This window comes from Burkholderia sp. AU32262, from assembly GCF_020419985.1.
Lineage (GTDB): Bacteria > Pseudomonadota > Gammaproteobacteria > Burkholderiales > Burkholderiaceae > Burkholderia > Burkholderia semiarida.
On the sequence record NZ_JAIZRS010000017.1, the window covers coordinates 83,487 to 98,538 of the forward strand.

The window sequence follows — 15,052 nt, forward strand, 5'->3', positions numbered from 1 at the left end:
GCGTGGGCCCGCTTCGCCTGACGCGCCGACTGCCAGGCCGTTCAACCGTTCACGGATTCGTCAGCGTGAAGGTCGGTTTCCGGTAGCCGATGCCGGCCCGGTCGAGCTTCGGCAATTCGCGTTGCATGAGCAGCGTCGCGAAGCCGGCCCAGTCGCGCTGCAGCGCGGCGATGTCGACGTGGTGCGTGTCGCCGCGCTTGAAGCGCACGCCGGCCGCATACGGCAGCTCCCAGTCGGCCCGGTGCCACGCGCGCTCGGCCAGCGCGAGCAGCCGCGGGTAGGTCATGTATTCGAGGAAGGTGTCGTTGCGCATCACCTCGCCCCACGCCTGGCCCTGCATGCCCTCGATGCGCGGCGCGGGGCCCGTGCCCGTCACCTCGAACGCGTTGCCGTCGCGGTCGCCCATCACCTCGGCGTTCTGCGGCAGGTTCTCCGGCGCGAGCGAGAACACCTTGTACTCGTCGGTCGCGTGCGAGCCCCAGTAGTAGCCGCGCTCGCGCGGATTGAGCGTGTACGGGAAGTCGAAGTACAGGTAGTCGGGCAGCGCGAGCACCGTCTGGTAGCCCTTGCCGCTCAGGTCGCGCGCGCTGTCCGACGCACCCCAGAAGATCGTGTCCCACAGCGACACCATCACGTGGCGCGTGCTGAAATCCCGCGGCCCGTTCGCATGCTTGATGCCGTCCTGCCACGCGGCCATCGTGCCGATCCCGTTCGCGTCGACCGCCGCGCTCACCTGTTTCGCGAAGCGCGTCGGCAGCTCGTCGATCGACTTGATCTCACCGCGCTGGAGCAGCGCCGCGCACGCGGGCGACCGCGCCCACGGCTTGTCCTGCGCGGCCAGATCGATGCGCCCCTTGTTCGGGTCGGTGCCGTTCAGCGGCTGGAAGCCGCCGCCGAGGAAGATGTTCTTCGCTTCGTCGCCGCCGTAGTGCCAGGTCTGCAGCGGCGCCTGCGCGTCCGCGTGCATCGCCGCGATCTCGCGGATCACCTTCGACGCGAAGTTCAGCGCGCCCGGCACGCATGGGTTCAGGTCGCTGCGCCGGTCGTAGAACTGCACCGTCGTCAGGTTCGTCGTGTCCTGCGGGTCGAGCAGCCGATACGCGTTCGCTTCCTGCTCGCGGCCGGCCGCATGCAGCCGCCGGTAGCGCGCCTCCATCGTCACGACGGCAGCCCGTGCGTGCGCGGGCATGTCGATCTCGGGGATGATCTGCACGAAACGCGCGGCCGCGTAGCGCACGAGCGCCACGTAGTCGTCGCGCGTCAGGTAGCCGCCGCCCGAGCGGTTGTCGGGGCCGGAGCCGAGCTGCGGCAGCAGGCAGCGCGTCTCGTCCGGGTCGTGACAGCGGCGCGAGCCGATCTCGGTCAGCTCGGGCAGGCCGGGAATCTCGATGCGCCAGCCCTCGTCGTCGGACAGATGCAGGTGCAGCCGGTTGAGCTTGTACGCGCTCATCTGGTCGATCAGGCGGCGCAGCGTCGCCGGCTGCTTGAAGTTGCGCGCGAGGTCGACGTGCATGCCGCGATGCGTGAAGCGCGGCGCATCCTCGACGAGCATCGCGGGAATCGGGCCGCCGCCGGCCGGCGCGAGCGAGTAGAGCGTCTGCACGCCGTAGTAGAGGCCCGCGCGATCGTAGCCTTCGATCAGCACGCCGCGCGGCCCGATCGCGAGCCGGTAGCCGCCCGGTGTCGCGAGGTCGGCCGGCAGCCGGCGCGGCGCGACGAAGCCGCGAACCGGCACGCGTGCGCCGTCGAGCCCGAGCGTCGTCGCGCGCTCGCGCAGCGCCGCGACCTGCGCGTCCGGCAGGTCCGGCAGCGCGAGTTCGACGCCGCGCAGCTCGAGCGTGCCGGGCAGCGGCAGTTCGCGCTTCACGCTCGGCAGCGCGCGGCCCGGATCGGGCCGTGCGGCCACGGGCGGCGCGTTGCCGGTCGAATTGTTCTGCGCGTCGGCCGGCAGGGTTTCGACGTAGCGCAACTCGTTGTCGGTATCGTTGTAGCGCAGCACGGCCGGCGGCGCGCCGTCGACGACGACATACGGGCGCGGAATCACGTCGCTGTAACGCAGCAGCCAGTATTCGGCGACGAACGGCAACTCGATGCGCTCGCCGGGCGCGAGCCGCACCGAGCCCGGTTGCGGCGTCAGTTCGTACAGGTCGCCGGTGAGCCGCCGCAGCGCGAAGCCCGGGCGGTCGATCCGTAGCAGGCGGCGGATGCTGTGCAGGTAGAGCTTCCAGCCGCCGTCGGCGATCGCCTGGTGGCCGCGGTTCTGCAGGATCAGGCGGCCCGTCGCGCAGGCCGCGCCGTCGGCGCCGAGATCGGCGCAGGGTACGCCCGCGGCGGCCGCATGGTTGTTGTCGACGGCCACGCGCAACGCGAGCCCGTTCGACAGCACCGTCGCGAGGCTGGCTGCTTGCGCGGCGCCGGCGGTCGCGCCGGCGGCGGGCGACGCCGGTACCGCGGCGATCGCGGTGGGGGGCAGCACCGCGAGCAGCAGACCGGCAATGAGGGATGGCAAGGTACGCTTCATTCGAACTCCTGAGAAAAAGAGGGCGTGGCGGCGTCGTGACGCGACGTCGCTGCGATCGGGTCTTTCAGTGGAGCTGCGGGAGATGCCTGCACGCGGGGCGATGCGGCTGCACCGCGCGCATTCGGCACGCGGGAGCGTGCGTTACGGAACGGGAGGCGGGCATGCGTGCCGATCGGATCGGCGCGGCCGCGTGCGCGGATTCATCGGCGGCGCGCGGCAACCGCCGCGACGACGACGCGGCCGCGGCCGACGGCATACGTGCGGCCGCACGCGATCGCGACGACGGCGCGCGCCGCGGCACGCGGACGTCGACACGGCGCGCACGCGCACGCCACACACGGGATTCGCATGTCTCCCCCACCCAGAAGGAATCGGCCTGTCAGCGGCCGTGTCCAACGATCTTATGAAACCTTTTATTGGTATTCAAGTGGTATCAATCTGGCGCTAAATTGGCATCGATGCACGATGCCTGCCCGCGCGCGGCCAGGACGAAAAAAAACCTCGCGTGAAGCGAGGTTCTTTCCCTTCCGGACGGTGGCGGCGCGCGATCGGCGCGCGCGTCACGCGTCAGTGCGCCGGTGCGCCTGTGCGTCAGTCGCGGCGTGCCCGCACGGGCGCTTCCTGCGTCTTCTGCCGCGCTTCGAGCCACATCGCGTTGACGATGCCGAACGACAGCGCGACGCCGATACCGAGAATCCAGCTGAAATACCACATGATCCGACTCCTTGCGAAACGGTGGAACGGCGGGCGAGGCGCCCGCGCGCCCCGACCCGGTTCAATGCATCAATACATCGAGTGCTTGTTCTCTTCGAGCGTCTGGTGCGTGACCTTCCCGCGCATCACGCGATACACCCAGCTCGTGTAGATCAGCACGATCGGCAGGAACACGATCACCGCGAACAGCATCACCTGCAGCGTCATGTGGCTCGACGTCGAATCCCACACGGTCAGGCTGCTGCGCGGGTCGAGCGACGACGGCATGATGAACGGGAACATCGAGAAGCCCGCGGTCAGGATCACGCCGGCGATCATCAGGCCCGTGCAGAAGAACGCCGTCTTTTCCTGCTTCGAGCCGGCGAGCAGCAGCGCGAGCACGCCGCCCGCGATCCCGACGACCGGCGCCGCGATCATCCACGGATAGTCGCCGTAGTTCGCGAGCCACAGGCCCGAACCGGCGGCGACGTCCTTGAGCAGCGGGTTCGCGACGGTGTCGGTCGGCGCGGCGTGGGTGATGTGGAAGCCGCCGATGTAGGAGGCCACCAGCACGCCGGCCAGCACGAACAGCACGACCGCGAGGAACGACGCCACGCGCAGCGCGATCGACGCACGGCGCGCGATCGCGCCGTCGGTCTTCATCTTGATGAACGCCGCGCCGTGCGCGACGAGCATCGTGAGGCTGACGAGCCCGCACAGCAGCGCGAACGGGTTCAGCAGCGCCCAGAAGCCGCCGTAGTAGGTCACGCGCAGGTCGCTGTCGAACTTGAACGGCACGCCCTGCAGCAGGTTGCCGAACGCGACGCCGAACACGAGCGCCGGCACGAAGCCGCCGGCGAACAGGCCCCAGTCCCAGCCCGCGCGCCAGCGCGGGTCCGGCCGCTTGCTGCGGTAGTCGAAGCCCACCGGCCGGAAGAACAGCGCGAACAGCACGAGCAGCATCGCGAAGTAGAAGCCGGAGAACGACGCCGCGTAGACGAGCGGCCAGGCCGCGAACATCGCGCCGCCGGCCGTGATCAGCCACACCTGGTTGCCTTCCCACGTCGCGCCGACCGTGTTGACGATGATGCGGCGCTCCTCGTCGGTCTTGCCGAGGAACGGCAGCAGCGCGGTCGCGCCCATGTCGAAGCCGTCGGTGACGGCGAAGCCGATCAGCAGCACGCCGACGAGCACCCACCAGATCAGCTTGAGCGTTGCATAGTCCATAGCGATTCCTTGTTCGGTTGCGAGGGCGTGTTCAAACCGCGGCCCGCTCGCCGGCAGCGGCGAGTTCGTGGTGATAGCGGCCGGTATGCAGCGACGACGGGCCGAGGCGCGCGTACTTGAACATCAGCTTGATCTCGATGACGAACAGCGCGGTGTAGAACAGGATGAAGCCGGCGAGACTCAGGTACAGGTCGCTCGGCTGCAGGCTCGACGCGGACAGGTGCGTCGGCAGCACGCCGGCGATCGTCCACGGCTGGCGGCCGAGCTCGGCGACGATCCAGCCGAATTCGATCGCGATCCACGGCAGCGGGATCGCCCACACCGCGTAGCGCAGGAACCAGCGGCGGTTGTCCTGCAGCAGTTGCCGGCGCGCGCAGAACCAGAACGCGGCAACGAACGTCGCGACGAACAGGAAGCCGAGGAACACCATGATCCGGAACGAGAAGAACACCGGCGCGACGGGCGGGATCGTCTTCTTCGCGGCGGCCTTGATCTGCTCGGGCGTCGCGTCGGTCACGTTCGGCGTGAACTGCTTGAGCATCAGCCCGTAGCCGAGATACTGCTTGTGCTGGTCGAACAGCGCGCGGGTCGCGTCGCTCGTGTCGCCCTGCTTGATCTTCTGCAGCGCACCGTACGCGATCATCCCGCTCTGGATGTGCTCCTCGCTGTGCTTCGCGAGGTCGCGCAGGCCGATCACCGGTTCGTCGATCGAGCGCGTCGCGATCAGGCCGAGCGCGTACGGGATCTTGATCGCGTAGTCGGTGCGCTGTTCCTCCTGGTTCGGGATGCCGATCAGCGTGAACGACGCGGGCGCCGGCTGCGTTTCCCATTCGGATTCGATCGCGGCGAGCTTCATCTTCTGCACTTCGCCGGTCGTGTAGCCCGATTCGTCGCCGAGCACGATCACGCACAGCGTGGCCGCGAGGCCGAAGCCGGCCGCGACTGCGAACGAGCGCAGCGCGAAGTCGACGTCGCGCTTCTTCAGCAGGTACCACGACGACACGCCGAGCACGAACATCGCCGCCGACACGTAGCCGGCCGACACGGTGTGCACGAACTTCACCTGCGCGACCGGGTTGAACAGCACGTCGAACAGGCTCGTCATTTCCATGCGCATCGTCTGGTAGTTGAATTCGGCGCCGACCGGGTTGTTCATCCAGCCGTTCGCGACGAGGATCCACAACGCGGACAGGTTCGAGCCCAGCGCGACGAGGAACGTGACGATCAGGTGCTTGACCTTCGACAGGCGGTTCCAGCCGAAGAAGAACAGGCCGACGAACGTCGATTCGAGGAAGAACGCCATCAGGCCTTCGACCGCGAGCGGCACGCCGAAGATGTCGCCGACGTAGTGCGAGTAGTACGACCAGTTCGTGCCGAACTGGAATTCGAGCGTGATGCCGGTCGTCACGCCCATCGCGAAGTTGATCCCGAACAGCTTGCCCCAGAACTGCGTCATGTCCTTGTAGACCTGTTTGCCGGTCATCACGTAGACGGCTTCCATGATGACGAGCAGCCAGGACAGGCCGAGCGTCAGCGGCACGAACAGGAAGTGGTAGAGCGCCGTGATGCCGAACTGCAGACGCGACAGATCGACGACTTCGCTACTTATCATGGTGGTCTCCCTCGGTGGGTGCAGGCGCCGGCACCGAGAGCAGCTTCTCGGCCACGGCGGCAGGCGGCAACGACATGTGCTCGGCCTGCGGATGATTGAAGAATGCGTATTTGAGCGACATCAGGAGGATCAGCTTGACGATCAGCACCAGGGTGATGTCGCGGGTGAGGGTCGGTCCGCGCGCCCATGCGGCGATGCGCGCGCGCCAGCCGATCGGGCCGGCCGGCCGCGAGGGCGGCGCAGGCTCTTTATTGATCGAGATCAAGGCGATTATCCTGAATCGATTTAGGTCGGATTGGGGGCGACTTTACGTCGGATTGGTGACGGCCGTGAAGCTGTTTTAATCCTTTTGCGCCTGATGTGCCAATTTTAAAAGGACTGCTTTCCGATGCCGAGTGCTGCGCTGCGGCAGACCGTCGCGAAACAGGGGTTAAAAATTGAGGTGGATCAAGGTTATGCGGATGAGCGCTGCAAATAGCGCAATGCCGGATGAATCAGTTCAATTAACGGGTGGAAGGCGGGGTGGAAAACGGGGTGTGAAACGCGCTGAAAAGCGCGTCAAAAGCAGTGGAAAACGGACGAAAAAAAACCGCTGCCGGTCGGGCAGCGGTTTCGATGCAGTGCTCTGAATCGCCGGGATTTACGCGTATTCGGCGAGGGCCGTGCGCATCTTTTTCATCGCGCTCGCTTCGATCTGGCGGATGCGTTCCGCCGACACGCCGAACTCGGCGGCGAGATCGTGCAGCGTCGAGCCGCCCGAGCCGTCGTCGTCGACGTGCAGCCAGCGCGCCTCGATGATGCGGCGGCTGCGCGCGTCGAGCGCGTCGAGCGCCTGCGCGATGCCGTCCGTCTGCAGCATGTCGCGCTGGCGCGCGGCGAGCACGGCGGTCGGCTCGTTGTGCGAGTCGGCCAGGTAGGCGATCGGCGCGTACGACTCCTCGCCGTCGTCGACCTGCCCTTCGAGCGCGATGTCGCCGCCCGACAGGCGCGTTTCCATCTCGGTCACTTCCTCGCGCTTGACGTTGAGCTCCTGCGCGAGGCCGTCGATTTCCTCCGGCGTCATCGCCTGCATGCTCTTCTTGTGGCTGCGCAGGTTGAAGAACAGCTTGCGCTGCGCCTTCGTCGTCGCGACCTTCACCATGCGCCAGTTGCGCAGGATGTACTCGTGGATCTCGGCCTTGATCCAGTGAATCGCATACGACACCAGGCGCACGTTTTGCGCCGGGTCGAACCGCTTCACGGCTTTCATCAGGCCGATGTTGCCTTCCTGGATCAGGTCGCCGTGCGGCAGGCCGTAGCCGAGGTAGTTGCGCGCGATCGACACGACGAGACGCAGGTGCGACAGCACGAGCCGACGCGCCGCGTCGAGGTTGTTGTCCTCGCGGAATTCGGTTGCGTACCGGCGTTCCTCTTCGGCGGTCAGCAGCGGAATGCGATTGACGGCCTGGATGTACGCGTCGATGTTGCCGAGCTGGCCGGGCAACATCGATTGGGCTGCGAGCGCCAGCGAGCCTGCCGATTCGGCCTTGGCCGGCGTCGGGCGCAGGGTGTTCGGGAGGGTCAGGGCGTTGCTCACTAAAAACTCCTTTGGAATCAGGGGCAAACCCCCGGTCTCGGTTGAGATTCCGGAGGCCATCTTAGCACTCCCGCAAGATGAGTGCTAATTCCTTAGAGGCCACGGGGGCATCCAAGTTCCCTATTTTCTATCGAATCAGTCGAGTCGATAGTCTATTCTGCGACAAGGCCTCCGCCGCGAAGTTCCGTAAGCCGTTGTTTCTGATGGGAATCGGGAGACGATTTCGATTTTTGTCGTTTTGGAAGCAAACAATTTCGCTTCGTGATGCCGATCCGAAAAGTCCTTTACCATACCATTCAGTTCGCTCGGGCCGGGCCGTCGCGGCAGGCTCCATTCAACCCACAAAGTTGGAGTGTCAGATGAACAATAAGAAGAACCGTCGGCCCCGCGGCCGGGTGGTGCTGCACGCGATGCTGGCGGCGTCTCTCCTGGGCGGATCGGGTGCGGCTTTCGCGGATCGCTGGGGAATCCAGGCGGGCGGCGGATTTTCCGATCGCCACGGGATCGACAAGGCCGATCTCGGCGTGGTCTGGGATCCGGGCTGGAACTGGTGGGAAATCGGCGGCTGGCACTTCGCGTTCGTGATGGAAGGCCATGTCGGCTACTGGCACACCGGCGGCAACGTGCACGCCAACATCGGTGAATTCGGCGCGACGCCGATGTTCCGTTTCATCAAGAGCGCGGGCCAGGTTCGCCCGTTCGTCGAGGCCGGCGCCAGCATCCGGTTCCTTACGCATCCGACGATCTCGAACAATCTGTCGCTGTCGACATCGTTCCAGTTCGCGGACGTCGTCGGCGTCGGCGCGCAGTTCGGCGAACGGCAACAGTATCAGGTTGGTTACCGTTTCCAACATGTGTCTAACGCGGGTATCAAAGAGCCGAATCCTGGTATAAATTTCCACCAGTTCTACCTGCAGTACAACTTCTGATCCGCACGCCGGCGCACGGCGGGCGCGTTGCCGAGGAGTCAGGCGATGGCGAAGGTGGTCGATGCGATCCGCGCGCTCGAGCGCGATCGGTTCCGGGCGATGGTGGACGGCGACGGCGAGGCGCTCGACGCGCAATTGTCGGACAAGGTGTTCTTCGTGCACACCAACGGCAAACGCGAAACGAAGCAGCAGTTCATCGACGCCATCGTCGCCGGCCGCCGCCGCTATCGTCAGATCGAGGTCCAGTCGCAGGACCTGCTGCCCGTCGGCGATGCCACCTGCGTCGTGACCGGGCGCGCGTTGATCGAGATGGAAACGAACAATGGCGGCCTCGTGTTTCCGATCGCGTACACGGCCGTGCACATGCACGAGCACGGGCAGTGGCGGCTGCTCGCGTGGCAGGCGACGCGGTGCGCGACCGAAACATGAGCGCGGGTGGCGCCCCCGGGTAGTGTCCCTTTTCATGCCTCGACCGAAGCGGCCTTCTGAGCCGCTTTTTGCTGCCGCGTGCGGCGCGGATCGCGCGGCGCACGGGCGGTCACGCACCGCTCGCTGACATTCAACCCTGCATCGAAAACCGGCGCTCAGGCCGCCGCGCGGCGATCCGCGCAGTGCCATGCCGAGCGGTTGATCGCGCTGACGAGCGCATCGAGCGCCGCGCTGGCCGCATCGGCGTGCACGCCGACGCCGTGCCGCAGCGGCGCGTCGCCGACCCGGCAGCCGACCGATACCGCGATCCGGCCGTCCGCGGCGCGCACGTGTTCGCACGACGCGATGTCGACGGCGGCGCCGGCGGCCGTCGCAAATGCCGCGGCGAAACGCCGCACGGTGTCGTCGGGCGTCGCGTCGGCGGCGGGCGCCGCGGCGATCTCGCGGTTCCGCCAGCGCGCGCCGCTGCCGTGGCGTGCGGCCGGGCCGTCGGTTTCGAGGAATTCGCGCGCGAACAGCGCGCAGATCGCGTCGCCCGTCACTTCCTCGCCCGACGCGTCGGCGAGCGTCTGCACCGCCTGGCTGAATTCGATCTGCACGCGGCGCGTCGGCGTGAAGCCCATCCCGCGTTCGAGCAGGAACGTCGCGCCGCCCTTGCCGGACTGGCTGTTCACGCGGATCACCGCGTCGTAGCTGCGGCCGAGATCGGCGGGGTCGATCGGCAGGTACGGCACTTCCCAGACCGCGTCGGCGCGCTGCTGTGCGAAACCCTTGCGGATCGCGTCCTGGTGCGAGCCCGAAAACGCGGTGAACACCAGGTCGCCCGCGTACGGGTGGCGCGGATGCACGGGAATCTGGTTGCAGCGCTCGACGACGCGGCGCACCGCGTCGATGTCGGAGAAATCGAGGCCCGGGTCGATGCCTTGCGTGTAGAGGTTCAACGCGAGCGTGACGAGATCGACGTTGCCGGTGCGCTCGCCGTTGCCGAACAGGCAGCCCTCGATGCGGTCGGCGCCCGCGAGCAGCGCGAGTTCGGCCGCCGCGACCGCCGTGCCGCGATCGTTGTGCGGATGCACGGAGAGCACGATGCTGTCGCGATACGCGAGGTTGCGGTCCATCCATTCGATCTGGTCGGCGAACACGTTCGGGGTCGCGGCTTCGACGGTGGCCGGCAGGTTGACGATCATCTTGTGGTCGCGGGTCGGACGCCACGTCTGCGCGACTGCGTCGCAGATCTCGCGCGCGAACGTCAGCTCGGTCATGCTGAAGGTTTCCGGCGAGTACTGGAACGTCCAGTGCGTATCGGGGCGCGCGGCGGCGTGTTCCTTGATGATGCGCGTGCCGTCGATCGCGAGCGCCTTCACGTCGTCCTTCGACATCCCGAACACGATGCGGCGGAACGACGGGCAGACCGCGTTGTACAGGTGCACGATCGCGCGCGGCACGCCTTCGAGCGCGTCGAACGTGCGCGCGATCAGGTCTTCGCGCGACTGCACGAGCACCTCGATCGTCACGTCGTCGGGAATCCGCTTGTCGTCGATCAGCTTGCGGACGAAATCGAAGTCGGTTTGCGACGCCGACGGAAAGCCGACTTCGATCTCCTTGAATCCGATCGCGACCAGCATCTCGAAGAACTCGAGCTTCTGCTCGATGCTCATCGGCTCGATCAGCGACTGGTTGCCGTCGCGCAGGTCGGTGCTCATCCACACGGGCGCGCGCTCGATGGTGCGGGCCGGCCAGCGGCGGCCATTGAGGCGGACGGGCTCGAACGGACGGTACTTGTCTTGCGGATTGCGCATCATCTTCTGGACCTCGGGTCTCAAGTCGCGAGCGAAGACGGGCGGCATGGGCGATGGTTGGCGCTGCCTCGCACCCCCGGCGCGCGATGGCGCCATGGATGCGGATGATCTTCGCGAATCGGCCGACGGATGGACGGACGAAGGCTGACGACTTCGGGTTGTAAAAACTGCGAGAGGGGTACGGCGAGGAACTGCTGGGAGGACCGTGCGGACAGCACACGGCGCTACGACAGCCTTAGGCTAGTCGTAGCGATAGCGGCCGCGCTAGGCGGCCGGAGGTAATTCGGAGGGTGTTCGGAAAGGAACGCATGACGCCAACTCTATGCCAGGATGCGCTCCCGTGTCAAATATCGGGATAACGGGGCGGGCGCCGCCGCGCCGTCAGCGCGCGACGCGGGCGATCCGCACGATCGTCGCGACCTGCCGCGCGACCGTGTCGGGCACCGGCACCTCGCCGCGCAGCACGGCGTCCGTCCACGCGGCCGTGGTGGCCGCATCGCGCGACTCGGGCAGCGCGACGGGCGGCGCGTCGGTCGACGAACGCTCGGCGTCGATCAGCGTGTCGCACACGCCGTCGTGCAGCCAGTCGACCTGCACCTGGCGCCGCGTGTCGGCCACCGCTTCGCCTTCGGTGCCGCGCGCGAGCAGCGCACCGCCGAGCGCGGCGTCCGGATGATCGCGGAACAGCTGCGCGAGGCTGTCGCGGTACGGCGGGTGCGTGTAGTTGACGAGCCGCAGCCCGGCCGGCGCGAACGGCTGCAGAATCTTCACGAGCGTATGCGTCGAGTTGCGCACGCCGAGCACGCTGCGCATCGACAGCAGGTGCGCGATGCGCGGCGCGAGCACGTCGATCGGCGCGAATGCGACGCGGCGCTCGGCGAGCGTGTCCTCGATCGCATCGTGCGACGTCGACGGCGCGAGCGACAGCGCCGAGAAGATCTCCGCGCTCGTCACGCGGCCCGGATCGCGCTCCACCCCATGCACGAGCACCGGCACGCCTTCGCGCGCGAGCAGCAACGCGAGCAGCGGCACGAGGTTCGGCTGCTTGCGCGCGCCGTTGTAGCTCGGGATCGACACCGGGCGGAACGCGGCGTCCTGCACGTGCACGGGCTCGAACGACGCTTGCGCGGCGGCGAGCATCGCGGCCAGCTCGTCGGCCGATTCGCCTTTCAGCCGATAGGCGATCAGGATCGCGCCGAGTTCGAGGTCCGACACGCGCGCATCGAGCATCGCGCGATAGAGCTCGAACGTGTCCTCGGCGGACAGGGCGCGCGCGCCGTTCGGGCCGCGGCCGATTTCCTTGATGAAGCGGGCGCAAGGGAACGGGGCGGCGGGATCGTGGGAAGCGGTCATCGGAACGTGGGGCGGGCGGCCGGCATCGGCCGCGCGGTGAGCGGTGAGGAATGCCCCGAGTATCGCACGGGCGCGGCCGCGCATCGCGCCGCGCTACACTCTGGTTCCCGGCGCCGCGCGCACCGGCTGCGCCGCGCCCGTGCCGCCGCCGGCCGAATACGACCAAAAGCGAGACATCCCATGAAGCTCTACAGCTATTTCCGCAGTTCCGCGTCGTACCGCGTGCGGATCGCCCTGAACCTGAAGCAATTGCCGTTCGACTATGCGCCCGTGCACATGCTGCGCGACGGCGGCGAGCAACTGAAGGACGCGTACCGCGCGCTGAATCCGGATGCGGTCGTGCCGACGCTGATCGACGGCGACGCGACGCTGCAGCAGTCGCTCGCGATCATCGAATATCTCGACGAAACCCATCCCGAGCCCGCGCTGCTGCCGAAGCGGCCGGTCGATCGCGCGTACGTGCGCGCGGTCGCGCTGCAGATCGCGTGCGAGATTCATCCGCTCAACAACCTGCGCGTGCTGAAGTACCTGAAGCACACGCTGAAGGTGTCCGAGGACGCAAAGAACGCGTGGTACCGGCACTGGATCGAGGCGGGCTTCGACACACTGGAGACCCGTCTCGCGAACGATCCGCGCACCGGCAAGCTGTGCTTCGGCGACACGCCGACGCTCGCCGACGTGTGCCTCGTGCCGCAGGTGTTCAACGCGAACCGCTTCTCGATCGATACGACGCGTTTCCCGACGATCCAGCGGATCGTCGACCATGCGGCGACGATCGATGCGTTCAAGGCCGCCGAGCCGGGTGTGCAGCCCGACGCGGAATGAGCGCGACCGCATGAAAAAGGGCGCCCGAAGGCGCCCCGTGCGAGGCGAGCCGGCGGCGGTCAGCCGAGCAGCGCGTCCGCGAATTCCACCGCGCTGAACGGCTGCAGGTCCTCGACCTTCTCGCCGACGCCGATAAAGTAGACGGGCACCGGCCGTTGCCGCGCGATAGCGGCGAGAATCCCGCCCTTCGCGGTGCCGTCGAGCTTCGTGACGATCAGGCCGGTCAGGCCCAGCGCGTCGTCGAACGCCTTCACCTGCGTGAGCGCGTTCTGGCCCGTGTTCGCGTCGATCACCAGCAGCACCTCGTGCGGCGCGCCGTCGTGCGCCTTCGCGATCACGCGCTTCACCTTCTTCAGCTCTTCCATCAGGTGCAGCTGCGTCGGCAGGCGGCCGGCCGTGTCGGCCATCATCACGTCGATCTTGCGCGCGCGCGCGGCGCTGACCGCGTCGAAGATCACCGCGGCCGGATCGCCGCTTTCCTGCTGCACGACCGTCACGTTGTTGCGCTCGCCCCAGACCGCCAGCTGTTCGCGCGCCGCCGCGCGGAACGTGTCGCCGGCGGCCAGCAGCACCGACTGGTCGAAGCTCTGCAGATGCTTCGCGAGCTTGCCGATGCTGGTCGTCTTGCCCGCGCCGTTCACGCCGGCGATCATCATCACGAGCGGCTGCGCGTGGCCGAGCATCAGCGATTTCTCGAGCGGCGCCAGCAGCTCGACGAGCAGGTCGTGCAGCGCATCCTTCACCTGCTGCGGATCGGTCAGCCGGCCCGCGCGCACCTTCTCGCGCAGCGCGCCGAGCAGGTATTCGGTCGCGTCGACGCCCGCGTCGGACATCAGCAGCGCGGTTTCGAGCTCCTCGTACAGGTCTTCGTCGATCTTCGTGTTGACGAAGACGCCGGTGATGCTCGAGCCCGTCTTCGCGAGCCCCGTTTTCAGGCGCGCGAGCCACGACTTCTTCGCGGAGGCGTCCTGCTGCGGCGGCGGGACGATCTCGACCGTCTCCACGACTTCGTCGCGGCCGTCGTTGGTCGGCGTGACCGTCATCACGACGGCCGGCGCGGCCGGTTGGGCGCTCGCCTGCGGCAGCTCGGCCGCGGGTGGCGCGTCGAGCGCGGGCGCGTCGGCGTCGGACGCTTCGTCCGCTTGCTGCGCGTCGGCCGATTGCGATTCCGCCGGATCGGGCTCCTGCGTTTTCTTGAATCGTTTGAAGAAACTGAACATGGTCTGGCGTCGGGAAGAGGGCGGGCCGCCGCCGGGGGCGGGGGCGCCGGACGGGCCGTTCTGCGTTCGCGTGGGCGCGGCGCTCGGCGGCCGAAACCGTGCATTTTATCAGTGCGGCGTGGCGCTCGCGTCAGCGCGCGTCGCCGCTGTGGTAACGTGCGCCTGTTTGGCGGCGCGCGGCTGCGCGCGTCCGGTCCCTCCGTTGTCGATATTCCCGAATGTCCCGTTCCTCTTCCGGCCGCTCAGCGGCCCCTTCCGGCCGCGGCAAGCCGCACACGATCCGCATCATCGGCGGCGACTGGAAACGCACGCCGCTCGCGGTGCTCGATCTCGATGGCCTGCGCCCGACGCCCGACCGCGTACGCGAGACGCTGTTCAACTGGCTCGGCCAGGATCTCGAAGGCTGGCGCTGCCTCGACCTGTTCGCGGGCACCGGCGCGCTCGGCTTCGAGGCAGCGTCGCGCGGCGCGGCGAGCGTCGTGATGGTCGAGCGCCATCCGCGCGCGGCGCACCAACTGCGTGCGATCAAGGACAAGCTCGGCGCCCGTTCGGTCGAGATCGCCGAAGCCGATGCGCTGCGGCTCGCGGCCGGGCTCACGCCGGGCGCGTTCGACGTCGTGTTCCTCGATCCGCCGTTCGACGACCTGGCCGCGCTCGAGCGCGCGATCGCGCTGGCGGCGCCGCTCGTGGCAGCGGACGGCGCGCTGTACGTGGAAACGGGGGCGGAACTCGATCCGGCCGCGCACGACGCGCTGGCTGGCTGGCAGGTGGTGAAGCGCGGCAAGGCCGGGGCGGTTCACTATCATTTGCTGCGGCGCGAAAATGATGAATAATGCGCGTTCCATACGAGGCGGCGCGCCGCAAAGGC

Annotated in this window: 13 protein-coding genes; 4 read left to right on the top strand and 9 right to left on the bottom strand. The window is 67.6% G+C overall.

Annotation, left to right across the window (positions count from 1 at the left end):
* Nucleotides 1-49 precede the first annotated feature (49 nt).
* The 6 genes from LGN10_RS21030 to rpoH all read right to left on the bottom strand — a co-directional run bounded on the left by LGN10_RS21030 (nt 50) and on the right by rpoH (nt 7,629).
* Entirely contained in the window at nt 50-2,521 is a 2,472-nt protein-coding gene (locus tag LGN10_RS21030) for a family 20 glycosylhydrolase (protein ID WP_226224924.1), read from the bottom strand.
* A gap of 591 nt (nt 2,522-3,112) precedes the next feature.
* Nucleotides 3,113-3,235 (bottom strand): cytochrome bd-I oxidase subunit CydX, encoded by a 123-nt coding sequence (cydX, locus tag LGN10_RS21035; RefSeq protein ID WP_006477761.1) that lies wholly within the window; start codon nt 3,233-3,235, stop codon nt 3,113-3,115.
* A gap of 69 nt (nt 3,236-3,304) precedes the next feature.
* On the bottom strand, nt 3,305-4,441 hold the full coding sequence (gene cydB / locus LGN10_RS21040) for a cytochrome d ubiquinol oxidase subunit II (protein WP_059575617.1): 1,137 nt from the start codon (nt 4,439-4,441) through the stop codon (nt 3,305-3,307).
* A gap of 31 nt (nt 4,442-4,472) precedes the next feature.
* A complete protein-coding gene (locus tag LGN10_RS21045; protein WP_059575619.1) occupies nt 4,473-6,053 on the bottom strand; it encodes a cytochrome ubiquinol oxidase subunit I in 1,581 nt (526 codons plus the stop codon).
* Entirely contained in the window at nt 6,043-6,318 is a 276-nt protein-coding gene (gene cydP / locus LGN10_RS21050) for a cytochrome oxidase putative small subunit CydP (RefSeq protein WP_264163220.1), read from the bottom strand. The genes LGN10_RS21045 and cydP overlap by 11 nt, the downstream gene beginning before the upstream one ends.
* Nucleotides 6,319-6,693: 375 nt before the next feature.
* Complete coding sequence (gene rpoH, locus LGN10_RS21055) at nt 6,694-7,629, bottom strand: RNA polymerase sigma factor RpoH (RefSeq protein ID WP_060966632.1); 936 nt, start codon at nt 7,627-7,629, stop codon at nt 6,694-6,696.
* A gap of 359 nt (nt 7,630-7,988) precedes the next feature.
* Here rpoH and LGN10_RS21060 point away from each other — a divergent pair, with 359 nt between their 5' ends.
* Nucleotides 7,989-8,558: an acyloxyacyl hydrolase gene (locus tag LGN10_RS21060; RefSeq protein WP_226224962.1), complete on the top strand. Its 570-nt coding sequence runs from the start codon at nt 7,989-7,991 to the stop codon at nt 8,556-8,558.
* A 45-nt stretch (nt 8,559-8,603) separates the two neighbouring features.
* Entirely contained in the window at nt 8,604-8,987 is a 384-nt protein-coding gene (locus LGN10_RS21065) for a nuclear transport factor 2 family protein (protein ID WP_099316833.1), read from the top strand.
* Nucleotides 8,988-9,142: 155 nt separating this feature from the next.
* On the opposite strand, the gene leuA is transcribed toward LGN10_RS21065, so the two are convergent.
* Both leuA and ybiB read right to left on the bottom strand, forming a co-directional pair.
* A complete protein-coding gene (gene leuA / locus LGN10_RS21070; RefSeq protein WP_060312532.1) occupies nt 9,143-10,789 on the bottom strand; it encodes a 2-isopropylmalate synthase in 1,647 nt (548 codons plus the stop codon).
* Between the two features lie 378 nt (nt 10,790-11,167).
* Nucleotides 11,168-12,139 (bottom strand): DNA-binding protein YbiB, encoded by a 972-nt coding sequence (gene ybiB / locus LGN10_RS21075; protein ID WP_060312535.1) that lies wholly within the window; start codon nt 12,137-12,139, stop codon nt 11,168-11,170.
* Between the two features lie 180 nt (nt 12,140-12,319).
* Here ybiB and maiA point away from each other — a divergent pair, with 180 nt between their 5' ends.
* Nucleotides 12,320-12,964, top strand: coding sequence for a maleylacetoacetate isomerase (gene maiA, locus LGN10_RS21080; protein ID WP_099316832.1), 645 nt, complete (start codon nt 12,320-12,322; stop codon nt 12,962-12,964).
* Between the two features lie 59 nt (nt 12,965-13,023).
* Here the strand turns inward: maiA and ftsY are convergent, their stop codons facing one another.
* On the bottom strand, nt 13,024-14,184 hold the full coding sequence (ftsY, locus tag LGN10_RS21085) for a signal recognition particle-docking protein FtsY (protein ID WP_089465160.1): 1,161 nt from the start codon (nt 14,182-14,184) through the stop codon (nt 13,024-13,026).
* 218 nt (nt 14,185-14,402) lie between these two features.
* Between ftsY and rsmD the strand changes: the two genes are divergently transcribed.
* Complete coding sequence (gene rsmD, locus LGN10_RS21090; RefSeq protein WP_124862546.1) at nt 14,403-15,017, top strand: 16S rRNA (guanine(966)-N(2))-methyltransferase RsmD; 615 nt, start codon at nt 14,403-14,405, stop codon at nt 15,015-15,017.
* The last annotated feature ends 35 nt before the right edge of the window (nt 15,018-15,052 follow it).

What these genes read in the sequence shown, in the direction of transcription:
- LGN10_RS21030 (WP_226224924.1), bottom strand. Translation starts at nt 2,521, where the DNA reads ATGAAGCGTACCTTGCCATCCCTCATTGCCGGTCTGCTGCTCGCGGTG.
- cydX (WP_006477761.1), bottom strand. Translation starts at nt 3,235, where the DNA reads ATGTGGTATTTCAGCTGGATTCTCGGTATCGGCGTCGCGCTGTCGTTC.
- cydB (WP_059575617.1), bottom strand. Translation starts at nt 4,441, where the DNA reads ATGGACTATGCAACGCTCAAGCTGATCTGGTGGGTGCTCGTCGGCGTG.
- LGN10_RS21045 (WP_059575619.1), bottom strand. Translation starts at nt 6,053, where the DNA reads ATGATAAGTAGCGAAGTCGTCGATCTGTCGCGTCTGCAGTTCGGCATC.
- LGN10_RS21060 (WP_226224962.1), top strand. Translation starts at nt 7,989, where the DNA reads ATGAACAATAAGAAGAACCGTCGGCCCCGCGGCCGGGTGGTGCTGCAC.
- LGN10_RS21065 (WP_099316833.1), top strand. Translation starts at nt 8,604, where the DNA reads ATGGCGAAGGTGGTCGATGCGATCCGCGCGCTCGAGCGCGATCGGTTC.
- leuA (WP_060312532.1), bottom strand. Translation starts at nt 10,789, where the DNA reads ATGATGCGCAATCCGCAAGACAAGTACCGTCCGTTCGAGCCCGTCCGC.
- ybiB (WP_060312535.1), bottom strand. Translation starts at nt 12,139, where the DNA reads ATGACCGCTTCCCACGATCCCGCCGCCCCGTTCCCTTGCGCCCGCTTC.
- maiA (WP_099316832.1), top strand. Translation starts at nt 12,320, where the DNA reads ATGAAGCTCTACAGCTATTTCCGCAGTTCCGCGTCGTACCGCGTGCGG.
- ftsY (WP_089465160.1), bottom strand. Translation starts at nt 14,184, where the DNA reads ATGTTCAGTTTCTTCAAACGATTCAAGAAAACGCAGGAGCCCGATCCG.
- rsmD (WP_124862546.1), top strand. Translation starts at nt 14,403, where the DNA reads ATGTCCCGTTCCTCTTCCGGCCGCTCAGCGGCCCCTTCCGGCCGCGGC.